At 68.4% G+C, this 26703-nt stretch carries 28 protein-coding genes and 1 pseudogene; 13 read left to right on the plus strand and 16 right to left on the minus strand.

Annotation, left to right across the window (positions count from 1 at the left end):
- Positions 1–84 precede the first annotated feature (84 nt).
- From AB7M35_RS18090 to AB7M35_RS18100, 3 genes are all read left to right on the plus strand, one after another.
- A complete protein-coding gene (locus tag AB7M35_RS18090; RefSeq protein ID WP_453961813.1) occupies positions 85–1725 on the plus strand; it encodes an AMP-binding protein in 1641 nt (546 codons plus the stop codon).
- A gap of 53 nt (positions 1726–1778) precedes the next feature.
- Entirely contained in the window at positions 1779–2204 is a 426-nt protein-coding gene (locus AB7M35_RS18095) for a RidA family protein (protein ID WP_453962566.1), read from the plus strand.
- 273 nt (positions 2205–2477) lie between these two features.
- A complete protein-coding gene (locus AB7M35_RS18100) occupies positions 2478–3203 on the plus strand; it encodes an alpha/beta fold hydrolase (RefSeq protein WP_453961814.1) in 726 nt (241 codons plus the stop codon).
- A 30-nt stretch (positions 3204–3233) separates the two neighbouring features.
- Here AB7M35_RS18100 and AB7M35_RS18105 read toward each other — a convergent pair whose 3' ends face one another.
- Complete coding sequence (locus tag AB7M35_RS18105; protein ID WP_453961815.1) at positions 3234–3428, minus strand: DUF1192 family protein; 195 nt, start codon at positions 3426–3428, stop codon at positions 3234–3236.
- Between the two features lie 291 nt (positions 3429–3719).
- Here AB7M35_RS18105 and AB7M35_RS18110 point away from each other — a divergent pair, with 291 nt between their 5' ends.
- Both AB7M35_RS18110 and AB7M35_RS18115 read left to right on the plus strand, forming a co-directional pair.
- Positions 3720–4739, plus strand: coding sequence for an NAD(P)H-quinone oxidoreductase (locus AB7M35_RS18110; RefSeq protein WP_453961816.1), 1020 nt, complete (start codon positions 3720–3722; stop codon positions 4737–4739).
- A 180-nt stretch (positions 4740–4919) separates the two neighbouring features.
- Positions 4920–5450, plus strand: a pseudogene (locus tag AB7M35_RS18115) (DUF1013 domain-containing protein); the annotation flags it as partial.
- A gap of 601 nt (positions 5451–6051) precedes the next feature.
- Here AB7M35_RS18115 and AB7M35_RS18120 read toward each other — a convergent pair.
- The 6 genes from AB7M35_RS18120 to lgt form a co-directional block, all read right to left on the minus strand.
- A complete protein-coding gene (locus AB7M35_RS18120) occupies positions 6052–6984 on the minus strand; it encodes a ribose-phosphate pyrophosphokinase (RefSeq protein ID WP_453961817.1) in 933 nt (310 codons plus the stop codon).
- 253 nt (positions 6985–7237) lie between these two features.
- Positions 7238–7768, minus strand: a complete 531-nt coding sequence (locus AB7M35_RS18125; protein WP_453961818.1) for a hypothetical protein — start codon at positions 7766–7768, stop codon at positions 7238–7240.
- 235 nt (positions 7769–8003) lie between these two features.
- Complete coding sequence (locus tag AB7M35_RS18130) at positions 8004–9155, minus strand: M24 family metallopeptidase (RefSeq protein WP_453961819.1); 1152 nt, start codon at positions 9153–9155, stop codon at positions 8004–8006.
- Between the two features lie 38 nt (positions 9156–9193).
- Positions 9194–9964, minus strand: a complete 771-nt coding sequence (gene pgeF, locus AB7M35_RS18135; RefSeq protein WP_453961820.1) for a peptidoglycan editing factor PgeF — start codon at positions 9962–9964, stop codon at positions 9194–9196.
- A 182-nt stretch (positions 9965–10146) separates the two neighbouring features.
- Positions 10147–11238 (minus strand): class I SAM-dependent methyltransferase, encoded by a 1092-nt coding sequence (locus tag AB7M35_RS18140; protein ID WP_453961821.1) that lies wholly within the window; start codon positions 11236–11238, stop codon positions 10147–10149.
- On the minus strand, positions 11235–12080 hold the full coding sequence (gene lgt / locus AB7M35_RS18145) for a prolipoprotein diacylglyceryl transferase (protein ID WP_453961822.1): 846 nt from the start codon (positions 12078–12080) through the stop codon (positions 11235–11237). The genes AB7M35_RS18140 and lgt overlap by 4 nt, the downstream gene beginning before the upstream one ends.
- Positions 12081–12262: 182 nt before the next feature.
- Here lgt and AB7M35_RS18150 point away from each other — a divergent pair, with 182 nt between their 5' ends.
- From AB7M35_RS18150 to AB7M35_RS18170, 5 genes are all read left to right on the plus strand, one after another.
- On the plus strand, positions 12263–12586 hold the full coding sequence (locus tag AB7M35_RS18150; protein ID WP_453961823.1) for an accessory factor UbiK family protein: 324 nt from the start codon (positions 12263–12265) through the stop codon (positions 12584–12586).
- Positions 12587–12768: 182 nt separating this feature from the next.
- Positions 12769–13269 (plus strand): YbjN domain-containing protein, encoded by a 501-nt coding sequence (locus AB7M35_RS18155; RefSeq protein WP_453961824.1) that lies wholly within the window; start codon positions 12769–12771, stop codon positions 13267–13269.
- On the plus strand, positions 13266–14081 hold the full coding sequence (proC, locus tag AB7M35_RS18160) for a pyrroline-5-carboxylate reductase (RefSeq protein WP_453961825.1): 816 nt from the start codon (positions 13266–13268) through the stop codon (positions 14079–14081). Before AB7M35_RS18155 ends, proC begins: the two co-directional genes overlap by 4 nt.
- Positions 14082–14267: 186 nt before the next feature.
- Entirely contained in the window at positions 14268–14927 is a 660-nt protein-coding gene (locus tag AB7M35_RS18165; RefSeq protein WP_453961827.1) for a TetR/AcrR family transcriptional regulator, read from the plus strand.
- Positions 14928–15017: 90 nt separating this feature from the next.
- Positions 15018–15377 (plus strand): tRNA-binding protein, encoded by a 360-nt coding sequence (locus AB7M35_RS18170; protein ID WP_453961828.1) that lies wholly within the window; start codon positions 15018–15020, stop codon positions 15375–15377.
- Positions 15378–15392: 15 nt separating this feature from the next.
- Here the strand turns inward: AB7M35_RS18170 and AB7M35_RS18175 are convergent, their stop codons facing one another.
- The 3 genes from AB7M35_RS18175 to AB7M35_RS18185 all read right to left on the minus strand — a co-directional run bounded on the left by AB7M35_RS18175 (position 15393) and on the right by AB7M35_RS18185 (position 18131).
- Entirely contained in the window at positions 15393–16793 is a 1401-nt protein-coding gene (locus tag AB7M35_RS18175) for an ATP-binding protein (RefSeq protein ID WP_453961829.1), read from the minus strand.
- Positions 16794–16887: 94 nt separating this feature from the next.
- Positions 16888–17598 carry a response regulator gene (locus AB7M35_RS18180; protein ID WP_453961830.1) on the minus strand — a complete coding sequence of 237 codons (711 nt, stop codon included), beginning with the start codon at positions 17596–17598 and terminating at the stop codon, positions 16888–16890.
- Complete coding sequence (locus tag AB7M35_RS18185; RefSeq protein ID WP_453961831.1) at positions 17595–18131, minus strand: MarR family winged helix-turn-helix transcriptional regulator; 537 nt, start codon at positions 18129–18131, stop codon at positions 17595–17597. Before AB7M35_RS18185 ends, AB7M35_RS18180 begins: the two co-directional genes overlap by 4 nt.
- Before the next feature lie 232 nt (positions 18132–18363).
- Between AB7M35_RS18185 and AB7M35_RS18190 the strand changes: the two genes are divergently transcribed.
- Entirely contained in the window at positions 18364–19269 is a 906-nt protein-coding gene (locus AB7M35_RS18190) for a branched-chain amino acid aminotransferase (protein WP_453961832.1), read from the plus strand.
- Positions 19270–19379: 110 nt separating this feature from the next.
- Here the strand turns inward: AB7M35_RS18190 and AB7M35_RS18195 are convergent, their stop codons facing one another.
- The 5 genes from AB7M35_RS18195 to AB7M35_RS18215 all read right to left on the minus strand — a co-directional run bounded on the left by AB7M35_RS18195 (position 19380) and on the right by AB7M35_RS18215 (position 22903).
- Entirely contained in the window at positions 19380–20129 is a 750-nt protein-coding gene (locus AB7M35_RS18195; protein WP_453961833.1) for a tetratricopeptide repeat protein, read from the minus strand.
- Between the two features lie 221 nt (positions 20130–20350).
- Positions 20351–20572 (minus strand): 30S ribosomal protein S21, encoded by a 222-nt coding sequence (gene rpsU / locus AB7M35_RS18200; protein ID WP_453961834.1) that lies wholly within the window; start codon positions 20570–20572, stop codon positions 20351–20353.
- Between the two features lie 288 nt (positions 20573–20860).
- A complete protein-coding gene (locus tag AB7M35_RS18205) occupies positions 20861–21967 on the minus strand; it encodes a 5-(carboxyamino)imidazole ribonucleotide synthase (protein WP_453961835.1) in 1107 nt (368 codons plus the stop codon).
- Positions 21960–22457, minus strand: a complete 498-nt coding sequence (gene purE / locus AB7M35_RS18210) for a 5-(carboxyamino)imidazole ribonucleotide mutase (RefSeq protein WP_453961836.1) — start codon at positions 22455–22457, stop codon at positions 21960–21962. Before purE ends, AB7M35_RS18205 begins: the two co-directional genes overlap by 8 nt.
- Before the next feature lie 239 nt (positions 22458–22696).
- Entirely contained in the window at positions 22697–22903 is a 207-nt protein-coding gene (locus AB7M35_RS18215; RefSeq protein ID WP_453961837.1) for a YdcH family protein, read from the minus strand.
- Positions 22904–23164: 261 nt separating this feature from the next.
- On the opposite strand from AB7M35_RS18215, the gene AB7M35_RS18220 reads away from it, so the two are divergent.
- Complete coding sequence (locus AB7M35_RS18220) at positions 23165–23356, plus strand: YdcH family protein (RefSeq protein ID WP_453961838.1); 192 nt, start codon at positions 23165–23167, stop codon at positions 23354–23356.
- A gap of 259 nt (positions 23357–23615) precedes the next feature.
- Here AB7M35_RS18220 and AB7M35_RS18225 read toward each other — a convergent pair whose 3' ends face one another.
- Positions 23616–24380 (minus strand): sulfite exporter TauE/SafE family protein, encoded by a 765-nt coding sequence (locus AB7M35_RS18225; RefSeq protein ID WP_453961839.1) that lies wholly within the window; start codon positions 24378–24380, stop codon positions 23616–23618.
- Between the two features lie 99 nt (positions 24381–24479).
- On the opposite strand from AB7M35_RS18225, the gene AB7M35_RS18230 reads away from it, so the two are divergent.
- A complete protein-coding gene (locus AB7M35_RS18230; RefSeq protein ID WP_453961840.1) occupies positions 24480–26507 on the plus strand; it encodes a propionyl-CoA synthetase in 2028 nt (675 codons plus the stop codon).
- Positions 26508–26703: the final 196 nt, after the last annotated feature.

The following is a 26703-nucleotide window of genomic DNA, read 5'->3' on the forward strand; positions in this document are numbered from 1 at the left end:
TGCGCCGGCACGCTTCAAGGGCGGCTCCAGATCGCCCGGATCAACAGGGAAAACCAAGACCTTCAGAGACAGAGGACTTGATCGATGGGTACCGAATCCGCGCACGTTGACACGTTCGCCGCAGACAATCTCCCGCCCCGCGACCTCTGGCCGGAGTTCCCGAACCTCGAGAAGCTCGGCTATCCGGAGCGGATGAACTGTGCCGTCGAGCTGATCGACAAGCATGTGAGCGAGGGCAGGGGCGACCGCGTGGCCCTGATCGGCTCCGGCGTGACGTGGACCTATGCCGAGCTGCAGAAGGTGGTCGACAAGATCGCCCACGTGCTCGTCGACCGCTACGGCCTGGTGCCGGGCAACCGGGTGCTGCTCCGCTCGGCCAACAACCCGATGATGACGGCGGTCTACTTCGCCATCATCAAGGCCGGCGGGATCGTCGTCGCGTCCATGCCGCTGCTGCGCGCCAAGGAGCTCTCCTATCTGGTCGAGAAGCCGGAACTGAGCCTGGCGGTCTGCGACAGCAAGCTCTCCGAGGAGATGGAGAAGACCCGGAAGGTCGCTCCGCGCCTCACCGACATCGTCTACTTCGGCACCGACGCGCCGGACGGGCTCGAGGCGCAGATGGCCGCCTACGACGCACCGTTCACGGCCTGCGACACGGCGACCGACGACGTGTGCCTGATCGGCTTTACGTCCGGAACGACGGGCCAGCCCAAGGGCACCATGCACTTCCATCGCGACATGCTCGCGATCTGCGACTGCTATTCGCGCGAGGTGCTGCGGCCGGAGCCGGACGATCGCTTCGTCGGGTCGCCGCCGCTGGCCTTCACCTTCGGCCTCGGCGGGCTGGTGCTGTTCCCGTTCCGCGTCGGCGCGGCGGCGATCCTGCTGGAGCGCGCCGGTCCCGACGACCTCCTGGAGGCGATCGCGAAGCAGCGGGCGACGATCGTCTTCACCGCACCGACCGCCTACCGGGCGATGCTGTCGAAGCTCGATCACGCCGACATCTCCAGCCTGCGCAAGTGCGTGTCGGCCGGCGAGGCGCTTCCGAAGCCCACCTGGGACGCCTGGTACGAGAAGACCGGCATCAAGATCCTCGACGGCATCGGCGGCACCGAGATGCTGCACATCTTCATCGCCGCCCGCGAGGAGGAGATCCGTCCCGGCGCCACCGGCAAGCCGGTGCCGCTCTACGAGGCGATGGTGATCGATGAAGCCGGCAATCCGTGCCCTCCCGGCGTCGCCGGCCGTCTGGCGGTGCGCGGCCCGACCGGCTGCCGCTACCTCGCCGACGACCGCCAGACCGTCTACGTGCAGAACGGCTGGAACATCACCGGCGACACCTACGAGGTCGATGAGGACGGCTACTTCTGGTACAAGGCGCGCTCCGACGACATGATCATCTCGGCCGGCTACAACATCGCCGGGCCGGAAGTGGAGAGCACGCTGCTCGCCCATCCGGCGGTGGCCGAATGCGGCGTTGTCGGCGCTCCGGATCCCGACCGGGGCCACATCGTGAAGGCCTACGTGGTGCTGGCTCCCGGCGTGACCGGCGATGCGGCGCTGGTCAAGGAACTGCAGGACTACGTGAAGGCCGAGAACGCTCCCTACAAGTATCCGAGGGCGATCGAATTTGTCGCCACCCTGCCGCGGACCGAAACGGGCAAGCTGCAGCGGTTCCAGCTGCGGCAGATCGCCGAAGCCGCTCCCACGTCCGCGACCACCTGAAGAGACGGAGGTTTTCCGTGAGTCATCTCGATGTCGACGGCGACCGGCCGAAGATGCCGTCGCCCCGCCTGCCGTCCCCGCTTTCCGCCGTCCAGCCGAAGGGATGGGCCGAGCCGCGAGGCTACGCCAACGGCATGATCGGCGAGGGCAGGGTGCTGTTCGTCGGCGGCCAGATCGGCTGGGACGTGGACGGGACCTTCCCGGCGGACTTCCTCGGGCAGGTGCGTCAGGCGCTCGCCAACATCGTCGCGGTGCTGGAAGCGGCCGGTGGCGGCCCCGAGCATGTCGGCCGGCTGACCTGGTACGTCACCGACATCGAGGCCTATCGCGCGTCGCTGAAGGAACTGGGGCCGGTGTACCGCGCCGTCATGGGCAAGCACTTCCCGGCGATGGCGCTGGTGCAGGTGGTCTCGCTGGTCGAGGAACAGGCCATGGTGGAGATCGAGGCCACCGCGGTTCTTCCCGCCGCCGGCGCATAGATCCGGGACCGACACGCCGGCGACGCCGCATCGGCCTGGAGGTCGAAGGGCGCGCCGGCGGCGATCGAGCAGACCGCGGCTCCAGATCGCGACACAAAAAAAGACCGCCCCATCAAGGGGCGGCTTGAAGGTGTCAGACTTGGAGGCGTCAAAGACAAAGTGGTCGAAACCAATGTAGTCCAGCAGGCTGGATGTCGGTAGTTATCGTTTGTTAACCTTAATACAGGGTTAACGGCCGGGGCTGCCTGCCGGTCAAGACGATGGGGAGGGGCCTTGGGCACCTACGTTCTGGTTCACGGAGCATGGCACACCGGCGATCTGTTCGAGGACGTTGCCGCTCCCATTCGCGCCGCCGGCCACGAGGTGCACACGCCGACCATCGCCGGAAACCGGCCGGGCGACAGCAAGGCGATCGGGCTCGCCGAAGCCATCGGATCCATCGTTGACTATCTCGCCGAGAACGATCTGACCGATGTGGTGCTGATGGGGCATTCCTACGGGGGGATGGTCATCACCGGTGTCGCCGACGCCGTGCCGGAGCGCCTGCGCCGGCTGGTCTACTGGAACGCGTTCGTGCCGAACGACGGCGAGTGCCTCAACGACCTGGTGCCGCCCCACTACGTGGCGCTGTTCGACGCCATCAGCGGGCAGAGCGCCGACAACAGCGTCATGCTGTCGTATCCGATCTGGCGGGAAGCGTTCATCAACGATGCCGACGAGGCGCTGGCGAAGTCGTCCTATGCGCAGCTCAACGCGCATCCCTATGCGACCTTCACCGACAAGATCTCCCTGAAGTCCAATCCCGCCGAGATGCAGGTGGCGAAGTCCTACATCAACTGCCAGGAGGACGCCGCGCTTCCCCAGAGCCTCGGCTGGCATCCGCGCCTGTCGGAAAAGCTCGGGCTCTTCCGTCTCGTCCTGTCGCCGGGCAGCCACGAGCTGTGCTTCACCAACCCGGCGCTGCTGGCCGAGAAGATCATGATCGCCGGGCGCGACTGAGGCTGGCTGCTGTGACCGCGGCGGCGCGCGTCAGCTCTTGAACAGGCTGTCGGCGGCGGCGCGGGTGGCCGTCTTCGCCGCAACGACGCGGTCGATCCGGAGGATCTCCTCCTCCAGCGCGGCGCGCCGTTCGGCGAGGTCCTCCAGCGACTGCGCGGAGAGGTCCTCACCGACCACGATCAGAGTGCTCGGCGTCAGGCGGTCGTCATCGCTGTGGATTGTCATGCTTCGCCCCTCCCTCCGTCGGTGTCAGGCCCGCGGCGGAACGCGGCGCCCGACGATCCGCGGCGGCCGACATCCTGCGGTCGGGCTGTGTCCCATCTCCGCTCAGGCTAGATCAAAATGATCTGTGGGGAAATCCTGCGCGGGCGAAAGCCTTTGTCCGCCAATGTGCTGGCATCCCGCACAGGCCGGATTCCGGGCGTCGTGGCGGACCGGCGCGGGTGGACGATGCGTTGTCAGTCGCGGGCCCGAAGCTGTATGAAGTGCCGGTCCCGTGGCGCCACGAAAGCGAGCATGAGCATGAACGTTCCCGAGAGAATGACGGCGATCGCGATCCCGGAGCCAGGCGGTCCGGAGGTGCTGGTTCCCGAGATCGTGCCGGTGATCGGGCCAGCGGCCGACGAGGTTCTGATCCGTGTCGAGGCCGCCGGCGTCAACCGGCCGGACGTGTTTCAGCGCATGGGCAGCTATCCGCCCCCGAAGGGCGTGACGCCAATCCCGGGGCTGGAGGTCGCCGGGACCATCGCGGCGGTCGGACCCGACGTGACCGGCCACGAGGTCGGCGATCGCGTGATGGCGCTGGTGCCGGGCGGCGGCTACGCCGAATACTGCCTTGCGGCGGCGCCCAACGTCCTGCCGATTCCGGTGGGCCTGTCGATGGTCGAAGCCGGCGCCATCCCGGAAACCTACTTCACCGTCTGGTCGAACGTCTTCGATCGGGGCGGCCTCAAGTCCGGCGAGCGCTTCCTGGTCCACGGCGGAACCTCGGGCATCGGCACGACGGCGATCCAGCTCGCCAAGGCGTTCGGCGCGTTCGTCATCACCACGGCCGGCTCCGACGACAAGCTCGCTGCCTGCCGATCGCTCGGCGCGGATGCGACGATCAACTATCGCACCACCGACTTCGTGACCGTGGTGAAGGAGGTGACCGACGGCCATGGCGCCGATCTGATCCTCGACATGGTCGGCGGCAGCTATGTGGAGCGCAACTGGGCGGCCGCCGCCATCGAGGGCCGGATCGTCCAGATCGCGGTCCTGGAGGGGGTGAGCGAACAGGTCGATTTCCGGCGCCTGATGATGAAGCGGCTGACCCACACGGGCTCGACGCTTCGCGCCCGGGACGTGGCCTTCAAGGCCGACGTCGCCGCTTCGCTGAGGGCCAACGTCTGGCCGCTCCTGTCGGAAGGCAAGGCGAAGCCGGTGATCGATTCCACCTTCCCCCTCGCCGACGCCGCCGCGGCGCACCGGCGGATGGAAAGCTCCGGCCATGTGGGCAAGATCGTGCTCACCGTCGGCGACGCCCACAAGGCCTAGGCGCGGCACGCCCAGGCGGCCCGGGACCGCACGGTCCCGGCCGCGTCCGGTTGCAGCGCGTCCGCACGCACGGTTTGCGTTGGGCGGCGTGGAGGGCTATATCTCCACCCACACTCCCCTACATTCGGTGGAAGAGGGCTTTCGCGGCGCAGGCCGGGGGAGCGAACAGGAGGATATTATATGGCGTTCGGGCAAAATGCTCCGCTCATGCCCAAGGCGACCGCGGTCTGGCTGGTCGACAACACGTCGCTGTCCTTCGAGCAGATCGCCGCGTTCTGCAAGCTGCACCCGCTTGAAGTAAAGGCGATCGCCGACGGCGACGCGGCACAGGGCATCAAGGGCCTCGATCCGATCCAGACCGGCCAGCTCACGCGCGAAGAGATCGACCGCGCCGAGAAGGATCCGGCCCACAAGCTGGACCTTGCCATCTCGAAGGTTCGGGTTCCGGAGACCAAGAAGCGTGCGCCGCGCTACACGCCGGTGTCCAAGCGCCAGGATCGGCCGAATGCCATCCTCTGGCTGCTGCGCAATCATCCGGAAGTGAAGGATGCCCAGATCATCCGGCTGGTCGGCACGACGAAGTCGACCATCCAGGCGATCCGTGACCGCTCCCACTGGAACTCCCAGAACCTGCAGCCGGCCGATCCGGTGACCCTTGGCCTGTGCACCCAGATCGAACTCGATCTGGAAGTCGACAAGGCGTCCGTCGGCCTCGCCCCTGCGGCCGACGACCAGGTCGAGCCGGCCACGCTGCTGTCGGTCGACGATTCGCTGTCGGCATCGCCCTACGAGGCCGAACGCGCGGAGCGCGCGGAGAACGCCAAGGTCGATCCGGAGTCCCTCTTCGCGGGCCTGCGCGCCTGGAAGAAGGGCGAGCGGCACGACGAGGACGAGGATGACGTGGTCGTGCCGCCGGCACCGGCCGCCGCCGAGACGGTCATCGAGACCGCCGAAGCCGAAGACACGCCGATCGTGGACGATGTCTCCGAGGACGTGGCCGAGGATGCGTCGGAAGACGAGGTCGCCGACGAGGCGATGGACGAGACCGACGACGAAAGCGCCGAGAAGCGCTGAGCCCTGCTGCGGCGGCGCGGATCGCGCCGCCGCCCTTGGACGACCGGCCGGAGGCAAACGCCCGGCCGATGCGCCGGCATCAGCGTGCCGGCAGGACCGCACGATCTTTCATCAGGGATGTCGAAGCCTGAAGGTGTCCGGAGCTGTTCCGCGTCTGTCGGAATGGGGACGAGACTCCGTGGGGCAGCTCCGTCGCGTCAAAGGGCGGCGAAGCGGCAACCGCCTCGCCGGAAGCGCGTCAGTCGAACAGGCTCGATACGGATTCCTCGAGCGCGGTCCGGCTGATCGCCTCGCCGATCAGCGGTGCGATGGAGACGGCGCGGATGTTGCCGGCGGCCTTCACGGCCTCGGTCGGCTCGATGGAGTCGCTGATCACCAGCTCCTTCAGCTGCGAGCCCGCGATCCGCGCGACGGCCCCGCCGGACAGCACGCCGTGGGTGATGTAGGCGGCGACGCTGGTCGCCCCCTGGGCCAGCAGCGCATCGGCGGCGTTGCACAGCGTGCCGCCGGAATCGACGATATCGTCGACCAGGATGCAGTCACGGCCCTCCGGCGAGCCGATCACGTTCATCACCTCGGACTCGCCCGGCCGTTCGCGCCGCTTGTCGACGATGGCCAGCGGCGCATCGATGCGCTTGGCGAGCGCGCGGGCGCGCACGACGCCGCCCACGTCCGGCGACACCACCATGATGTTGCCGAGCTCGTAGCGCTCCTTGATGTCGCGGGTCATCACCGGCGCCGCGAACAGGTTGTCGGTCGGGATGTCGAAGAAGCCCTGGATCTGGCCGGCGTGCAGGTCGAGGGTCAGCACCCGGTCGGCGCCGGCCTGGACGATCATGTTGGCGACGAGCTTCGCGGAGATCGGGGTGCGCGGCCCGGCTTTGCGGTCCTGGCGGGCATAGCCGTAGTAGGGAAGCACCGCCGTGATCCGCCGGGCGGACGCGCGCCGCAGCGCGTCGGTGAGGATCAGCAGTTCCATCAGATGGTCGTTGGCGGGATAGCTCGTCGACTGGATGACGAACACGTCCTCGCCGCGGACGTTCTCCTGGATCTCGACGAAGACTTCCTGGTCCGCGAACCGGCGAACCAGGCACTTGGTGAGGGGAACGTCGAGGTAAACGCCTATCTGCTCGGCGAGCGAGCGATTCGAGTTCCCCGTCACGAGCTTCATGATGCCTGGCCCTTGTTGCGGTCGAGAATGCCGCCGGGTGCGTCTTGGTCGTCCGGCCCGCCGATCGACGGACTAACTAGCAATGCGGCCGACGCGCGGCAACACGCCCGCGCGAGAGTCCGGTGCGTCGCGGTCCGGTGGCGCATGAGGTGCGCCCCGTTTGCAACAGAAGCAGGGCGCAGAGGGGGCTTCCCGCCGGCCGGTCCGGTCCCGCGCGCGTCGCGAGCGGCCACTGGCGCCGAATCGGCTTCGCCTACTGACCGCCGCCGCCCAGCCACACATCCAGCTGGAAGATGACGTCGGTGGCGATCTGCGTGAGCTGCGCGGTGGCGATGCCCGACCACGGATCGCCCGAGGAGATGCCGGCCTGACGTTCGCCGGAGATGCGGTGCAGACGCTTGCCCGAGGCGTTGAATACATCGAACACGTAGACGACGTTGGCGCCGTTGTCGGAGCTGACGGCGGAAAGGAAGCCCTTCACGCGGTAGGTCGCGGGCGCGCCGACGCGCTGCACGAGCTTGATCCCGTTGGCTTCCGCCTGCACCGCGATTTCCTGGGCGAGGGAATCGGCGATGTTGCCCGGCATGCCCGTGAACGGCTCGAATGCGACCGTGGTGGTGGCCTTGGAGATCGGCGCGATGCCCGTCTTGTTGGCGCCGCCGAGATTGGCCACCCCGGACAGTCCCGAAGAGCCGCAGCCCGCCACCGCGAGGCCCAGCGCGGCGACCGCGCAGAACGTCAGCAAGCGAAAGCGGTTCGGGTGGGCGCGCGCGGGGTCTGCCATGGAATCGGGCTCCTCGGTCGACGGGATCGTTGCCTGCAGCCGTCCCGGTCCGGATCGCGGCAATCCGGACGACGGGAGGCGGCTCGGGGATATGGTCGGGCGTCCTTTCTGGATCGGCCGCATGAGCCAATCGGCCGGAAAGGGCTCCCCGTTGTCTAGCGGCGGCGCCGGCGGAGGTCCAGCGCCGCCACGTGGATATTGCGGCCGGAGCGCCCGGAACCCGCCGGCGTCAGCATTATTTGGAGACCAGTTCGATGGGCATCTTGGAAAGCGGCTCCGGCGAGTCGTCGGTGGTGATGTAGCTGCGGCCGAGGGTCATCGCGGTGCCCGTCTCGCTGTCCATCAGGATCATGTGGGCGAACAGCACCATGTTGGGCCGGATCGCCGTCATGTTGCCGCGATAGAACATCGGCGGGTCCATCCACGACGGCGCGAACTTGGCGCCCAGCGAATAGCCGCAGGCGTTCATGCGCGCCGACTGGAGCCCGGCGCCGTCGAGCACTTTGGCGTGGGCGTCGAACACGTCGCTGAAGGTGCTGCCGGGCTGCATCGCGCCCTCGACGCGGGCGAGCGCGGACGAAGCCGCGTCGTAGAGTTCAAGGTGGCGGTCGGTGGGCTGTCCGATGGTGACGGTCGCCATCATCGCCGAGTGATAGTGGCGAAAGGCGCCGGCGAACTCGAGCGTCAGCTGGTCGCGGTCCGAAAGCGTCCTCCGGCCCGACTTGTAGCGGCAGAGCAGCGCGTCCTCGCCGGATCCGATGACGAAGCCGTTGCCGGGATAGTCGCCGCCGCCTTCCAGCACCGCCGACTGCATCGCCGCCAGGATCTTGCCCTCGTCGGCGCCCGGCCGGATTTCCGCGAGCCCGGCCTCCCACGCCGCGTCGCAGAGCTTCGCCGCGGTGCGGACATAGGCGATTTCCGCGGGGCTCTTGATCGAGCGCAGCGTCGGCACGAGGTCGGAGGCGTCCTGCGCGGTGGCGAACGACTGCAGCGCCTCGTCCAGCACCTTGCCGTGGGCGGCGGTCAGTCCGTGGGTGTTGGTCTCCACGCCGATCTTCGAACCCAGCAGGTCAAGGTCGAACAAGATCTCCTTCACCCGCCGGGTCCGGTTCACGCCGCTTTCGTCGGCCCAGATGCGGATGTCCTCGATCAGCGAGGTGTGCTGGGCCTGGCGCAGGTCGGGCAGTCGCGTCAGCAGGACGAAATCGCCGTTCTTGGTCAGCACCAGGCACTGGAAGAAGCAGAATCCGAAGGTGTCGTATCCCGTCAGCCAGTAGTGGCTCTCCGGCGCGAACAGAAGCAGCGCGTCGAGGCCACGCTGCTTCATTTCAGCAAGCACGCTCTCCTTGCGCCGGGCGTACTCTTCGCGGTCGAAGGCCAATGCCATGGGGTCTGTCCGTCGTTGTGGCGGGAAGGGTGGCAAACTCAGCGCTGGGCAATCGCGATGGCGGAAATCAGCCGGCCGTAGTCCGGCTCGTTGTGGTGCTGCGAGCGCCGGTACGAGTAGAAGCGCCGCGGATCGCGATAGGTGCAGTGGTCGAGCCGCGCAGCGGTCCCCACGCCGGCGGCGGCCAGACGCTCTTCAATGTAGCGGGGAAGATCGAACATTGCATGCCCTGGAGTGGCCGACGGCTCGAAGTAGGTCCGGTTGTCGAGCGACTGGTCCAGGAAGCGCTCGATGAAGTCCGGTCCGACCTCGTAGGAGCGCTGGGAAATCGTCGGGCCGACGACGGCGACGACCCTGCCGCGCTCGGCGCCGAGGGCCTCCATCGCCTCGAGCGTCGCCTCCAGCACGCCGCCGAAGGCGCCGCGCCACCCGGCATGGGTCGCGCCGATCACCTGCGCTTGCGGGTCGGCCAGCAGCACCGGGCCGCAGTCCGCCGTGGCGACGCCGATGGCGAGCCCGGGCGTGGCGGTGACCACCGCATCGCCTTTCGGCCGTTCCCCCTCCGCCCAGGGGCCGTCGACGGTGAGCGCGGTGGCCGAATGGATCTGGTAGGGCGTCACCAGCCGGTCGGCGTCGACGCCGAGCTGCTCGGCCACGCGGTTGCGGTTTTCCACCACGCTGGCGCGGTCGTCGCGCGAACCGAGGCCGACATTGAGGCTCGCATAGATGCCTTCCGACACGCCGCCCTCGCGGGTGAAGAAGCCGTGGCGGATGCCGTCGATGTCTGCGAGCTCGCGGGCGGTGATCATGGGGTGACGGCTGTCCTCGATGTGTCGACCGGTGCCGCCTGACGATGTCCGGGGGCGCGGGTCCGGGTGCGATTTCGCAGCATATGTCGGGTGGCGTAAAGAGGCTTTGGCGGGCCTCAGGCGGAGTGGGGAGACGAGGGAACCGGTTTTCTGCCCGCATCCCGCTCCAGCCAAAACCGGATCTAGGCCGATCCGGAAGCGAACGGAGGCGGTAGCAGTCCCGGCGGGGTGACCGCCAGCACCTTGAAGAGCTCGCCCATCTGGTCCGCGCCGGCGAGCCGCCCGACGTCTGCCTCGATCGATCGGAATGCCGCCTCGTCCTTGCCCGCCGCGAGCCGTTGGGCGCGTTCCACCAGGCCGAGGCCGAGCAGGAAGGCGCCCTGGGTAATCGGGCCGTGGATTGCGGCACCCGCCCGTTTCGCCGCCGCCGCGAGCGCCGCGAAATTGACGTGCGCCGTCAGGTCCGCCGCTCCCGGCTCGGCGAGCGGGTCGGCGAACGCATGGGCCCGCATCGCCTGCAGCGTGTCGCCGGTCCCGGCTGCCGCATACCCGTAGTCGATCGCCAGCAAGGCGCCGCCGTCCCGCGCTATCCGCGATGCGAGGCCCGTCATGATGGCGTCGCCGACGGGCTGCACCTCCAGGATCGTTCCTTCCGGTTGTGTCTCGAAGGCCGCGAGGGCGGCGGCCGGCAGTGTCCCCGGTCCGACCCCGAAGGCGAGGCGGCCGTCGGCGTCGATGCCGACCATCCGTTCGCCCCATCCTGCGCGCGTCCGGACGAACTGCCGGATCGGCAGTGCGTCGAAGAACTCGTTGGCGATCACCAGCGCCGGCCCTTCCGGAACGTCCTCGACACGGTCGTGCCAGGCGAGCGGGCAGGGAGCGTCGGCGAGCCGCTCGGCCTGCGCCGCCCGCAGCACGGGGCTCGTCTCCACCAGATCGACGCGGATGGCCGAGAGGAACGCCGGACGGAGGGCGGCGACCCTGAGGATGTCTGCCATCAGGGTCCCGAGTCCCGGCCCGAGCTCAACCAGGCGGACCGGGGCGGGGGCGCCCGCCGCGTCCCAGACCGCGAGCAGCCAGGCGCCGATCAGCTCCCCGAAGATCTGCGAGACCTCCGGCGCGGTCACGAAGTCGCCGGCAGATCCGAACGGAATACGGGTGGTGTAGTAGCCGTCGTGAGGATCGCCCAGGCATCGCGCCATGTAGTCGGCCACGGTGATCGGGCCGGTTTCGGCGATCTCGGCGGTAAGCCGGGCGGCGAGCGGCGTGGTCATCGCGGCGGCGTGGGCGCCTCGTCGCCGGCGCGGGGGCGGGACAGCGCGCGCCAGATCGCCCAGGCGCCCACGACGATCATCGGGATCGAAAGCGCCATGCCCATGGTCAGGCCGCCGGGCAGGAAGCCGATCTGGGCGTCCGGCATGCGGAACTGTTCGCCGAACGTCCGGGCGATGCCGTAGCCGACCGCGAAGAGACCGGCGTTGAGGCCGGGGCGTCTCAGCGAGCGGAACGCCGAGGTGGCCACCAGCAGGACCAGGAACAGCACGATGCCTTCCAGGCACGCCTCGTAAAGCTGGCTCGGATGGCGCGGCTCGGGACCGGCGCCAGGAAAGACCATCGCCCACGCGGCGTCTGACGGGCGACCCCACAGCTCGCCGTTGATGAAGTTGGCGATGCGTCCGAAGAACAGCCCGATGGGGGTGGCCGCGGCCACGATGTCGAACAGCGTCCAGATGGCGAGGCCCCGGCGCCAGGCAAACAGTAGCATGGCTACGACCACGCCGAGGAAGCCGCCGTGGAACGACATGCCGCCCTGCCAGATCTCGAAGATCTCGGCCGGATGCGCGGAATAATAGGGGAAATTGTAGAACAGCACGAAGCCGAGGCGGCCGCCGAGCACGATGCCGATCGTTGCCCACAGGACGAAGTCGTCGATCTCGACGGTGATCGGGCGCGGCAGCCCGCCCCACAGCCGGTCGGTGGTCACCAGCCGGCGGATGTACCACCAGCCCAGCAGGATCCCGGCGATGTAGGCGAGCGCGTACCAGCGGAGCGCGAACGGGCCGAACTCTACGAGGACCGGGTCGATCGCCGGATACGGGATCACGAAGACGGGCATGGCGATCGTCCGTGTCGAAGGGCGAGGGGCGGGCCGGCGCCGACGCGGCGCGGCTGTTGTCCGCGCGGACCTTGGCCAGAGGCCCGCACGCGCGTCAAGACGGCGGTCCGACCTTGTTCCTTTTCCGTCGCGTCCCCATAGTCAGATGATTCCGACACGCGTTTCAGGCAACAAGGTGCGCCATGACCCAGGGATCCAATCGGTTCTTCGACGACTTTTCCAAGCTGGCCACCGACGCGGGCGCCGTGGCCCAATCGTTCCGACGCGAGGCGGAAACCGCGGTGCGGGCCCAGGCGGAACGCTTTCTCTCCGACATGGACATCGTCCAGCGGGACGAGCACGAAGCGGTGAAGCACATGGCGGCCGCTGCGCGCGACGAGGTCGATGCGCTGCACACGAAGATCGCCGCGCTGGAAGCCCGCATCGCGACGCTGGAGGCGAGAGCGGGATCGGCCACGTCCTCTCCCGACACTGGTGCCGACGGTCCCTCCACACCCGACGCGTGAGCGGGTCGCCGGGCGGCGTTTGCGTCGATATACTCGGATGCGAAAGAGATTCGCGTGTCGCGCGCTTGCGCCTTGAACGACGCGAGCTGACCGCACCGCCGCCGACGAACCCTGTTTGCGCCCCTGCCGGGAGGCTGCATCTGCCTTCGTCTCCCCCGCCACGGCACCCGCGAGGATCGGTCATGACGTTCATGGACATTGAGTTGGAGCGCGCAAGCAATCCGGTCGACCAGATCGAGCACATCGCCGTCTCCAACGACTGGCTGTTCGACCGCTCCGGCGACGATGAAATCACCATCTCCATCGCCGGTCACTGGTGCGACTACCACGTCTCCTTCACCTGGATGGACGAGTTCGAGGCGCTGCACCTGGCGGCGGCCTTCGACCTCAAGGTCAACGAGCCGCGCTACACCGAGGTCGTCCGCCTGCTGGCGCTGGTCAACGAGCGCATGTGGATGGGGCACTTCGACCTGTGGAGCAAGGAAGGGGTGGTGATCTTCCGCCACGCCCAGCTGCTCGCCGGCGACGCCATGCCGACCTCCGCGCAGATCGAGGGCCTGCTCGCCCATGCGATCGAGATGTGCGAGCGCCACTACCAGGCGTTCCAGTTCGTGGTCTGGGCCGGCAAGTCGGCCGGCGAGGCCCTGGACACGGCGCTGTTCGAGACCGCGGGCGAGGCATGACCGACACGAAGCTGCGGCCGATCGTTCTGGTCGGCGCGGGCAAGATGGGCGGCGCGATGCTCGCCGGCTGGTCCCGCACGCCCCCTGAAGCGCCCGTCATCGTCGTCGATCCGGCCGTCTCCGACGAGGTCGCCGCCATCGCCGCGCAGATGGGGGCGACGCTTGCCTCCACGCCACCCGCAGAGACCCTGGCCGGCGTGCTCATCGTCGCGGTCAAGCCGCAGATGATGGGCGATGTGCTGCCGGCCCTGGCCGCCATGCGCGACGGCGAGACCGCCGTCGTGTCGGTGGCCGCCGGCATCACCATCGCGACGCTGGAGGCGGCCCTTGGCGCCGGCCCGGTGGTCCGCACCATCCCCAACACCCCCGCCCAGATCGGTCGTGGCGTCACCGTCGCCGTCGCCAACAGCGCCGTCACCGAGGCCCAGAAGCAGGCGGCGACCGAGCTTCTCGGTGCGATCGGAATGGTCGAGTGGGTCGACGACGAGGCGCTGATCGACGCTGCCACCGCCGTCTCGGGCTCCGGTCCGGCCTATGTGTTCCATGTGGTCGAGTGCATGGCGGAAGCCGGCCGGCGCGTCGGCCTTCCCGACGATCTCGCCATGCGGATCGCCCGGGGCACCGTAGCCGGCGCCGGGGCACTCTTGGATTCCACAGAGACCGATGCCGGAACCCTGCGGCAGAACGTCACCTCTCCGGGTGGCACGACGGCGGCGGCGCTTGCCGTGCTGATGGAAGACGAGGCGATGCAGTCGCTGTTCGCCGATGCCATCGCGGCCGCCAACAAGCGGGCCCGCGAACTGGGGAGCTGACGCGGGGCGAGGGAAGGGCGCAGCGGATTTCCGCGCGCATCCGGTCTGAACCTGCGCGGGCGCTGCGGCCTTCCGCCCGAGGCCCGAGTTGGATTTTCCGGCGCGCTCCCTATGTCAGGAAAGCGGCGCCCTTCCTGCGCATTCGTTTGCGACTTTCCCCGCGCCGCGATTGATCGGAGCCGTCCCATGGTCACCAAACGCCAGCGTCAGTCCGTCATCTCCGCCTTCCTCGGCCTGCTGTCGGAAAAGAGCTTTGCCGAGATCGGGCTGGACGAGATCGCGGAACGGTCCTCCATGTCGCTCGCCGACCTGCGGGGCGCGTTCGACGGCAAGCTTGCCATCTACGAGGCGTTCGTCCGCGACGTCGACGAGGCGGTTCTCGCCGCCGACGTGTCGGACATGTCCGACGAACCGCCGCGCGAGCGTCTGTTCGATGTGCTCATGCGCCGGCTCGACGCGCTGGCGCCCCACCGCGCGGCGCTGCGCGGCATCGCCCGGTCGGCACGCCAGGACCCGCTTCTTGCGGCCAATCTCAACCGCATCGCCCTGACCTCCCAGCGCTGGATGCTCACGGCTGCGGGTATCCGCTTCGAAGGGCTTCTCGGCGCCGCCGTGACCCAGGGGCTGGTGGTGTCGTTCACCCGGGTGCTGCGGGTCTTCCTCGCCGAGGAGGATCCCGGCATGCCGCGCACCATGGCGGCGCTGGATCGCGAGTTGCGGCGGGCCCAGAGCTCCTTCGAGCGGCTGGAGCGCGTGGGCCGGCTGTTCCGCCGCCCCGGCAGGCAGTCGCGGCCGCAGCCGCGCCCGGCGGCGCATCCCGTCGATGCCGCCGAAGAGGCCGCCTGACGCGCAGAACTTTGCGCCGGTGCCATGATCGGTTAGGGGAGGGCGTCTGAGGTTCCGGCCGGTCGCCGGAACGATCCACCGGAGAACCCCATGAGCGCACCCGAGGCCCCGGCCGACACCATCGGCATTGAGGATTTCCTGAAGGTCGACATCCGCGTCGGCACCATCGTCGAGGCGGGTCCGTTTCCCGAGGCCCGCAAGCCGGCGCTGAAGCTGATGATCGATTTCGGTGAAGAGATCGGGATCAAGAAGTCGTCCGCCCAGATCACCGAGCATTACGCGCCGGCCGACCTCGTCGGCAGGCAGGTGATGGCGGTGGTGAACTTCCCGCCCCGCCAGATCGGGCCCCTCCGCTCGGAAGTGCTGACGCTCGGCTTTCCCGATTCGGCCGGCTACGTGGTGCTCGCCGCGGTGGACAAGATCGTCCCCAACGGCAGCCGTCTGTTCTGAGCCACCTGCCGGCGCTTACGCCGGCAGGTGCACCCGGGCCCTGAGGCCGCCGAGCGGCGCCTGGGTCAGGAGCACGTCTCCGCCATGCCCGCGGATGGCGTCGCGGGCAATCGACAGGCCGAGCCCCGTGCCGCCCAGATCCTGGTTGCGCGCGGTGTCGAGCCGGAAGAACGGCCGGAACACCTCCTCGCGCGATTCCAGGGGAATGCCCGGTCCGTCATCGTCGATGGTGATCGTCACCCAGCCTTCGTTGTTGCGGGTGGAGATCTCGACGGTCTTGCCGTAGCGCGCCGCGTTGACGATCAGGTTGTGCAGGCCGCGCCGCAGCGTGTTGGGCTTCGCCTCGATCTCGCGGTCGCCGCTGAAGGTCACCTCCGTGGCCGCGCCGCGGCGGCGCGCCTCGCTGGCCAGGTTCTCCATCATGTCGGCGAGGTCGATGGTCTCCGACGCCTCCTCGATGTCGGTGCGGGCGAAGGCCATGTAGTCCTCCAGCATCGCCTGCATCGCATCGACGTCCTTCTTCAGCGCTTCGGTCTCCGGCCCCTCGCCGAAGAAGGCGAGTTCCAGCTTGAAGCGGGTGAGGATCGTCCTGAGGTCGTGCGAGACGCCGGCCAGCATGGCCGTGCGCTGCTCCATCTGCCGCTCGATGCGCCGTCGCATCTCGATGAAGGCGCGCGAGGCCTGACGCACCTCCGTCGCGCCGCGCGGCCGGAAGCCCTCGATGGGCCGGCCGCGGCCGAAGCTCTCGGCGGCATCCGCAAGCCGCTGGATGGGCCGGATCTGGTTGCGCAGGAAGAGCGCCGCGATGGAGAGCAGCACCACCGAGGTTCCTGCCATCCACACCAGGGTGATGTGGGAGTTGGTGGCATAGGCCTGGCTGCGCCGCACGATCGCCTTGAACACCCCGGCGCTCAGCTTGATCTGGATCTCGACGAACTTCTCCTGGTCGACGATGTCGAGGGAGAACGGCTTGCCGACCCGGTCGCGGATCGAGCCGGAGAGGGTGCGGTCGAGCAGCGAGAAGAACGGCTTGGGCATCGGCGGCGGCAGCTTGCCGTCCGGATCGAGGGTGGCGGAGACGAACAGCGAGCGGGCGGCCGTCGCGACGATCGACTGGGCGTCGGCGGGCGTCGGTGCCCGGTCGATCAGCTGCACGATGGTGGCGATTTCCGCGGCGGTCGTGTCGGACAGCCGGCTGGTGACGTTCTGCCAGTGCCGGTCCATGAACACGAACGCCACCACCGACTGCAGCAGCACCATCGGAATGATGATGATGAGCAGCGAGCGCGGAAACAGCCGGCGCGGCATCTGGCGGCGCAGCCAGCGGCCGACCGGTGGCGGCAGGCCCCCGGATCGGAGCACCCTCTGCCAGAGCGGCCGCTCCGGAGCGGGCGATGTGTCGTCGAGCGTGGCCATATCGGCGGTTCGGAACTCCCTGCGGTCGACCTGCATCATGCGCAACTAATATAGGCGAATTGAAAGCGCAATTTCTGCGCCCCGCCGGCCCCGGTCAGTCGCGGGGATCGGCCATCAGCCGGTAGCCGATGCCGCGGATCGTCTGCAGATAGCGCGGGTTGGCCGGATCTTCCTCGATCTTCCGGCGCAGCCGGTTGATCTGCACGTCGACGGTGCGCTCGCTCATCTTCGTTTCGTCGGTGATCAGCAGATGCCGCGCGATGGTCTCGCCGGGCTGCTCGGAAAACGTCTTGAGCAGCGTGCGCTCGCGGTCGGTGAGGCGGACGACGGCCGGCCCGTTGCGGAGCTCCTCCCGCTCGATGTCGAACACGAAGGCGCCAAAGCTCACGGCCGAATGCCACTGGGTCTTGGTGCCGCCACGCCGCTTGAGCGCCCGGGCGATGCGCAGCGCCAGCTCGCGCGGCTCGAACGGCTTGGTGAGATAGTCGTCGGCCCCGAGCTCAAAGCCGTTGATACGGTCGTCGCTCTCGCCGCGCGCCGTCAGCATGATCACCGGCAGTTCGGTGGCGCCCAGCGTCGTGCGCATCAGGTCGAAGCCGGTCTCGCCGGGCATCATGACGTCGAGGATGACGAGATCGAAGGCGAAGGTCTGCAGCTTGCGGCGCGCCTCCGCGGCGTCGGCGGCCTCGCTCACCCGGTAGCCCTCGCCGGCCAGGTAGCGGTGCAGCAGGCTGCGGATGCGGTTGTCGTCGTCGACGATGAGAAGGTGGGCGGCGTCGTCCTTGGGCGTGACCGGAGTGTTCATCGATCGTCTCGCTTGCCGGTCAGGTGGGCGACCGCGCTGCGCTCGTCCGCGTCGACGAGCCCGGAGAGGAACCGCCGCGCGAAATCCGCCGCGTCGGGTCCGAGGTCGGCCAGCGCGCCGCGGATGCGCTGGTCCTGGATCGTCGCCAGCCGGGTTGCGAGCGCCTGGCCCTTGTCGGTCGTGTAGAGCAGCCGCTGGCGCTTGTCGGCGGAGCCCTGGCGCTGCTCGATGAAGTCCTTGTCCACCAGCTCCTTCAGCACGCGCCCGAGGCTCTGCTTGGTGATCTTCAGGATAGCCAGAAGTTCGGCGACGCGGATGCCCGGATTGCGGTCGACGAAATGGACCACACGGTGATGCGCGCGCCAGAAGCCGAACTCCGCCAGCACGGAGTCGGCCTCGCCCACAAAGTCGCGGTAGGCGAAGAACAGCAGCTCGATGAGCTCGTAGCGGATTTCGTCCGATACGGGCGGATCGTCGGCCGAAGCGGCCGCTGCGCGGTTGCGATCGAAGGAATGCGAAATTATGTCAGCCATATTGACATATCGGGTTTGCGATTGTTACGAGAAGAGGTGTCTTGACGAAACAATCCTTCATGCGTCCCATCCTTGTCGATGGATGCCCGAAGGCGTTCAATCCCGCCCTGAATGGCGGCGACCATAGCGAGGTTCGCTTCGTCAGGCAAAACCGACACATCTCGGCCCACTTGTGGGCGAAGATACCGTGCCGGATGGCAAAAGAACCAGAAGCAAGAAGGAGATGTCCGTCATGGCCGGCATCGCATTCGATCAGCGCGACGGTCTGATCTGGTACAACGGCGAATTCATTCCCTGGGCCGATGCGAAGATCCACGTGCTCACCCACGGGCTCCACTACGGCAGCTGCGTGTTCGAGGGCGTGCGCGCCTACGGCGGCGAGATCTTCCGTCTGGAAGACCACACCGACCGGCTGATCCGCTCGGGCGACATGCTCGGCTTCAAGATTCCCTATTCGGCCGAGCAGCTCAACGAAGCTCAGCGCGACCTCCTGCGCCGCATGAACCTCGTGGACGCCTATCTCCGCCCGGTCGCCTGGCGCGGCAGCGAGATGATGGGCGTCTCCGCCCAGTCGAACTCGATCAACGTGGCGGTCGCCGCCTGGGAGTGGCCGAGCTACTTCGACCCGGCCGAGCGCCTGCGCGGGATCCGTCTCGATCATGCCATCTACCGCCGGCCCGATCCGAAGACGGCTCCGTCGAAGGCCAAGGCCGCCGGCCTCTACATGATCTGCACGCTCTCCAAGCACGCGGCCGAAGCCAAGGGCTACGCCGACGCGCTGATGCTCGACTGGCGTGGGCACGTCGCCGAGACGACCGGCGCCAACGTGTTCTTCGTGAAGGACGGCGTCATCCACACGCCGGACCCGGACTGCTTCCTCGCCGGCATCACCCGTGACACCGTCATCGGGCTCGCCAAGAAGCGCGGCATCGAGGTGGTCGAGCGGACGATCCTGCCGGAGGAACTGGACGGCTTCGAGCAGTGCTTCCTCACCGGCACGGCCGCTGAGGTCACCCCGGTGTCGGAGATCGGCGAGCACCGCTTCGTGGTCGGCGACATCACCCGCCAGCTGATGAACGACTACCTGGCCGAGGTGCAGCCCAAGGCCGTCGCGGCGCCCCTCGCCGCCGCCGGCTGAGCACAGGCCGGCTGGCCGGCCTGCCTCCGAAACACGAAAGCCCGCGGCCATCCGGCCGCGGGCTTTTTCGTATGTGCTCGGGGAGGGCGGCTTGCCGCCCTTTCAGCGCGTCAGCCGGCGATGACGGGGGGCTTGCCGGTGTCGAGGCGGCGGATGCCGGCCTTCGCCGTTTCCATGCCCGGCTCGATCGTGAGCGCCCGGCTGAAGGCGGCGCGCGCCTTGTTGCGGTCGCCCTTGGCTTCCAGCGCCAGGCCCCGGTTGGCCCACGCCTCGGCGTAGTTCCGGTTGAGGGCGAGCGCCTGGTTGAAGTCGTCCAGCGCGGAGTCGATGTCGTTGACGGCGAGGTAGGAGACGCCGCGGCCGTTGTAGGGCTCGGGATTGTTGGGCCCCAGGCCGATCGCGGTGGCGAAGTCCTCGATGGCGCGCTGGTGCTGCCCCTGCGCCTGAAAGATCAGGCCGCGGTTGTGGAAGGCGCGGGCATCGAAGGAATCGACGCGGATCGCGGTATTGAAGTCCTGCAGGGCGCGGTCGTAGTTGCCGTTCTGGCGGAACAGGTTGCCGCGGCCGATCAGGGCAACGTCGTAGTTCGGCTCGATCGCCAGCGCGGAATCGTAGTCGGCGAGGGCGTTGTTGAGCTCGCCCATGCGCCGGTAGACGAGTGCCCGGTTGGCGTAGGCCTGATAATAGCGCGGGTTCAGCTGGATCGCGGCGTTGAAGTCTTCCAGCGCCGCGCGGTTGTCGCCGGCCTGACCGTGGGCCGTTCCTCGGATGTTGTAGGCGGTCGGGTCCTGCGGGTTGGCTTGCACGACCGTCGTCAGCGACTGGATGTTGACCGCCGAGCCGGCACGCGGATCGATCACGCCCGTGGAACTGCCGCCGCCGGACGACTGGCACGCGGCCAGGCCGAGGGCCGCTCCGGCCAGGATAAGTCCCCGTCCGGCGAGGCCAACACTCCTAAGAGTGGATGACGCGGTGGCGCGTCTTGTCCATCCCATTGCCGAAACGCCTTGTCACGTGAGAAGGCGGAGGAAACCCTCCGCCGGGTCCGGCCGCTGCTGGACGGCCGGGGGTCCTGAAAGGACTATCGCTTCGCGCCGGGAAGCAGACCTTCGCGCTGGGCCTGCTTGCGGGCCAGCTTGCGGGAGCGGCGGATGGCCTCGGCCTTCTCGCGCGCACGTTTTTCCGACGGCTTTTCGTAGTGGTCGCGCATCTTCATCTCGCGGAAGATGCCCTCGCGCTGCATCTTCTTCTTGAGAACCTTGAGCGCTTGTTCGACGTTGTTGTCACGAACGATAATCTGCACGTATCTGCCCTGTTTCCGTCTACGCTGACCCTCCCGACTGGCCGTTCAGGCTGCGTGCGGGCAGGGTGATCGTCTTCCAAATACGTGAGCAACGGCCGCGCAGGAGCACGGATTTGCTCTCGGGTCGGACGCATTGGCCCGTCCACGGCCGCGTGCCCCGTTGTCCGAGGCACAAAAAACAAGATCGCGAACCCCGTATCGGAATCGCGACCGACGTCGGCGTCCAGCCGACAGGATGGGTTTGGTATCAGATCGCCGGTCCGCTGTCCACGCTCCCGGGCGGGCGGATCACCCGCGCGGGGGCGATTTCAGCCGGTTCACGTGGCCCATCTTGCGACCGGGGCGCGCCTCGTGCTTGCCGTAGAGATGCAGCCGCGCGCCGGGCTCGGCGAGAAGCTCCGCCCAGCGGTCGGCGTCGGCCCCGATCAGGTTCTCCATCTCCACGTCGGCGTGGCGGACCGGGTCGGCGACCGGCCACCCGGCGACCGCGCGCACGTGGTTGTCGAACTGGGAGGCGGCGGTGGCGTCCTCGCTCCAGTGGCCCGAGTTGTGCACCCGCGGCGCGATCTCGTTGGCGATCAGGGTCTCATCCGCGCCGTCGCCGATGACGAACAATTCAACGGTCAGCACGCCCACGTGGTCGAGCGCCTCGGCGACGCGCAGGCCCAGCGCGCGGGCGGCTTCCGCGGTCCTCGCCGAAATGCCGGCCGGTACCCGGCTGAACTTCAGGATGTGGTTCTCGTGGGCGTTCTCGGCGATGTCGTAGGTCACCGCGTCGCCGGCCGCGCCGCGTGCCACGATCACCGAGCACTCGATCCGGAACGGCACCCGCGCCTCCAGAACGGCCGGCGCACCGCCGATCTCCCGCCAGGCCCGCGCCGCGTCGGAGGCGTCGGACACCGTGGTCTGGCCCTTGCCGTCGTAGCCGAAGCGGCGGGTCTTCAGGATCGCGGGCGCGCCGAGTTCTGCCAGCGCCGGCGCGATGTCGGCCTCCGCATCGATGCGGCGGAAATCGGCGATCGGCACGCCGGCCTCCGCCAGGAACGTCTTCTCGCTCAGCCGGTCCTGGGAGACCGAGAGCGAGCGCGTGCCGGGCCGGATTTGCACCAGGGGCGACAGCACCGCCAGCGTCTCCGCCGGAACGTTCTCGAATTCGTAGGTGACCACGTCCACGGCGGCGCCGAATGCCTCCAGGGCGTCGACATCGGCGTAGTCGGCGATGGTCGCGGCCTTCGCCACCCGGAAGGCCGGGCTGTCGGGGTCGGGGCAGAAGATGTGGCAGTCGAGGCCGAAGCGGGCGGCCGCCAGCGCGATCATGCGGCCAAGCTGGCCGCCGCCGAGAATGCCGATGGTGTCGCCCGGGGCGAGCGTGCGCGCCGCGTGTGCCTCACTCATCGCGGGTCGGGACCTCGGCGACCGCGGCGCTCTGGTCGGCGCGCCATTCTTCCAGCCGTTCGTCCAGCTCGGGATCCGACAGCGCCAGCACCGAGGCGGCGAGCAGGGCGGCGTTGACCGCGCCGGCCCGGCCGATCGCCAGCGTGCCGACGGGAACCCCGGCCGGCATCTGCACGATCGACAGCAGGCTGTCCTCGCCGGAGAGCGCGCGGCTTTCCACCGGCACGCCGAAGACCGGCAGGGTGGTCAGCGCGGCCGTCATGCCCGGCAGGTGCGCGGCGCCGCCCGCACCGGCGATGATCACCTTCACGCCGCGGCCCTTGGCGTCCCGGGCGAAGGCGAACATCCGCTCCGGGGTACGGTGGGCGGAGACGATGCGCGCGTCGTAGCCGACGCCCAGCGCCTCCAGCGTCTCGACGCAATGGCGCATCGTGGCCCAGTCGGATTGACTGCCCATGATGATCGCGACCGGCGGCGTTGCGGATGCCATGGAGGACGGGCTCCTCTGGTGTGGTCGAGCGGGCGGCGGAGGCGCCGTCACGAAAAGGCGGCAGGAGCATCATGCCCTGCGGGAAGCGCGCGATTTAGCGAAGGCGGGCGTCATAAGCAAGGTGCGCGGCCCACCCGAACCATTCCGACCAAAGACCGAAAGCGGGTGCGGGGCGCGGAGTCCGGGGTTCGTGATCGGGTATCCGGACCGACCCGTGAGGGCGATCGGAGGGGAAACGATCAGGCGATGATGTCGGGGTAGAGCATGTCCTCGATCTGGTAGATCCGGTCCTTGAGCTGCAGCTTGCGCTTCTTCAGGCGCTGGATCTGGATCTGGTCGCCGATGCCCTGCAGGTTCATCGCCGCGATCGCCGCGTCGAGGTCCTGATGCTCGATCTTCAGGCGCATCAGTTCCTGCCGTGCAGCCTCGGCTTCCTCGTCACTCATGGTCGACAAACTCCCGCCGACGGCCCCCACATTCAAACGCCCGTGCGGCAAGGCCGCGCGGGCGCTGGCCTCGCTTGTACCACGAAAAACCCCCGTCTTGGGAGCCGTCGCGGTGCCCCGCCGGGGATGCATGTCAGTTTGGAGCAGATTCTTCTCCGGCTACCCTTCCATCGCCCGATTTGGTGCCCAAGTCTAAGAGACAGGCCACGCTGGTCTGTGTCACACTTCGACAGTCGACAACGCTCTTTCGGGAGGCAAACGATGACGATGGAATCGCATGTGGCCGAACTCGAACGCCGCCATGCCGCGCTGGAATCCGAATTGCACACCGCAATGATGCAGCCCGCCACCGACGACCTCACAGTCGCATCCATCAAGCGTCGCAAACTTGCTCTCAAGGACGAGATCAACCGGCTCCGAGCGGGCGACGGCCCCGTCTACGCCCAGGCGTAGGCGCGCGGCCTTCCACCCAAACGGAGCTTGCGGTCGATCCGCCTGTTCACGACAGATCGGACCAATCCCCGCACCACCGGCCCATCGGTGTCGCCGTCGACGACGGCGGCGCCGTGGCGAGTAGCACGTGCCAGACCGGCAAGGGTCCCTGCTCGGGATCTCCGCGGCGGTCGCTCCCGCCTGCATTGCCGATCGGCCGGTGATCGTGCGTCAAACCCGTGCGATGGCGTCCCAGCGGGGCGCGGCCTGAGCCGTTCGCTCAGGTGAGTCCAACGATGCCGTCGCCCATCAGCTTCAGCCCCACCAGGAACACCACCACGTAGAGGATCTTGTAGAAGGTTTCCTGCGGGACGATCTTCACGAGCCAGACGCCGAACAGCGTCGCCAGCACGGCGACCGGCAGCAGCGCTGCCGAGGTCCACAGGTTGGCCGCGGAAAACTGCCCGAGCAGGAAGTAGGGCACGAGCTTCACGGTGTTGAGCGTGAAGAAGAAGATCACTCCGGTGCCCGCGAAGATGCGTTTATCCAGCCCCAGCGGGATCGTGTACATCTGGTACGGCGGTCCGCCGGCGTGGCTGATGAAGCTGGTGAAGCCGGCCGCGAGCCCCCACACCGATCCCTTGACGAAGCTGTGCTCGGCCTTGCGCGGCGCGGCGCGGACCAGGAACCGCTTGCGCCAGTGGTCGAGCGAGAACGCCACCGCGACCACGCCGATGATCAGCAGCACCAGCGCCTCGTCGACGGTGGTGGCCATCAGGTAGCCGACGGCGAGCCCGGCCAGCGCCCCCGGCAGCGTCATCAGCAGCACCTTGCGGTCGTAGACGCCCCAGTAGGAGGCGACCGCGATGAAATCCATCAGGATCAGGATCGGCAGCATGATCCCGGCCGCCTGGATCGGCGAGATCGCCAGCGCCATGAGCGGCACGCCGAGGATCGCGATGGACCCGCCGAAGCCGCCCTTGGAAATGCCCACGAAGATGACCGCCGGAATGGCGGCGAGATAGAAGAAGGGATCGGTGATCATCGGGCCTGCGACGCGGGCGTGAGGGAAGCGGCGGGCCGGAAACGCCGCCGCAATTGATCTGTGGCAAGGCGGACCGGCAACGAACCGTGTCACCGGCGAGTGGGATGCACTGGAGCGACCGGCGAATGTCCGGAAGTCCTTGTCAGCGGGACAAGGTCTAACCCATTCTCCGAGGTCGCGGAACGTTTCCGGGGAGGAAAAGCCATGACAAAAAACGGCTATCGCGACGTCTACGAAAGCTGGCGCGCCGACCCCGAAGGGTTCTGGCTCCGGGCGGCCGACGCCATCGACTGGATCCGGCCGCCGGAGACCGCATTCGACGCGTCGCTCGGCACCTACGGCCGCTGGTTCCCCGACGGCACCTGCAACACCTGCTACAACTGCGTCGACCGCCACGTGACGCGCGGGCGCCCCGGCCAGGCGGCGATCATCTACGATTCCCCGGTCACCGGCAGCAAGCGCACCATCACCTACGCCGAGCTGCTGCGCGACATCGAGGCGACCGCCGCGGTGCTGATGGACCAGGGCGTGGAGAAGGGCGACCGGGTCATCATCTACATGCCGATGATCCCCGAGGCGGTGGTGGCGATGCTCGCCTGCGCCCGCCTCGGCGCCATCCACTCGGTGGTGTTCGGTGGATTCGCGGCCCACGAACTGGCCACCCGCATCAACGACTGCACGCCGAAGCTGATCGTCTGCGCCTCGTGCGGCATCGAGCCCGGGCGGGTGGTCGAGTACAAGCCGCTCGTCGATGCGGCGATCGCCGAGGCGCGCCACAAGCCCGAGCGCGTCCTCGTGCACCAGCGCGAGGTCCATCGCGCCACCCTCGACAAGCCGGGCGACCTCGACCTCACCGCGCTGGTCGAGGCGGCGGAGACCGCCGGGCGCACCGTCCCCTGCGTGGCGGTCGCCGCAACCGATCCGCTCTACATCCTCTACACCTCCGGCACGACCGGCCAGCCGAAGGGCGTGGTCCGCGACACCGGCGGCCACATGGTGGCGCTCGCCTGGTCGATGAAGAACGTCTACGGCGTCGAGCCGGGCGAGGTGTACTGGGCCGCCTCGGACGTCGGCTGGGTGGTCGGCCATTCCTACATCGTCTACGCGCCGCTGCTGTTCGGCTGCACCACCGTGATCTACGAGGGCAAGCCCGTGGGCACCCCCGATGCCGGCGCCTTCTGGCGGGTCATCTCCGACCACCGGGTGGCGGTGCTGTTCACCGCGCCAACGGCGCTCCGGGCCATCAAGAAGGAGGACCCGGAAGCGAAGCTGGTGGCCGACTACGATCTGTCGGGCTTCCGCACGCTGTTTCTCGCCGGCGAGCGCGCCGACCCCGACACCATCCAGTGGGCCGGCCAGGCGCTCGGCGTGCCGGTGATCGATCACTGGTGGCAGACGGAAACCGGCTGGGCGGTTGCGGCCAACCCGATGGGCATCGAGCCGCTGCCGGTCAAGCTCGGCTCTCCAACGGTGGCCATGCCCGGCTACGATGTGAAGGTCGTCGATACCGACGGCCAGCCGGTGCCGGCCGGCACGCTCGGCAACATCGTGGTCACGCTGCCGCTGCCGCCCGGCTGCCTGGTGACGCTGTGGGGCGACGAGGCGCGCTTCCGCCGCGCCTACTTCGAGGCCTTCCCCGGCAGCTACCAGACCTCCGACGCCGGCTATGTCGACGAGGACGGCTACGTCTTCATCATGTCGCGCACCGACGACATCATCAACGTCGCCGGCCACCGCCTGTCGACCGGGGCGATGGAGGAGGTGCTGTCCGGCCATCCCGCCGTCGCCGAGTGCGCGGTCATCGGCGTCACCGACAGCCTGAAGGGTCAGGTGCCCTGCGGCTTCGTCGTGCTGAAGTCGGGGATCACCCAGAGCCGCGAGGAGATCGAGCGCGAACTGGTCCAGCGGGTGCGCGACCAGATCGGCCCGGTCGCCGCCCTGAAGCTGGTCATCACGGTGGAGCGGTTGCCGAAGACGCGGTCGGGCAAGATCCTGCGCGCCACCATGCGCTCGCTGGCGGAAGGCGCCGACTACAAGATGCCGGCCACCATCGACGATCCGGCGATCCTCGACGAAATCGAGGCGGCGATCCGGGGGCGGGGCGTCGGACGCGCGTCCGGCGGCTGACGCGGCCGCGGCGGCCATTGAACATGGTGCGGGCATGAGGCACCGTGCGGGCTCGCACAGCCGCCCGGACCGGGGAACACGGGACGGGTCAGCTGGCTTGTAGCAATCGGCCGGCTCGCTCTGCCGCGGGATCTCCCGCGCACGCGCACCGGTCCCGCGTCAGAGCGACTTCCCGCCGGGCGGATACCGCCCTGCG

Source organism: Amorphus suaedae, assembly GCF_053629675.1.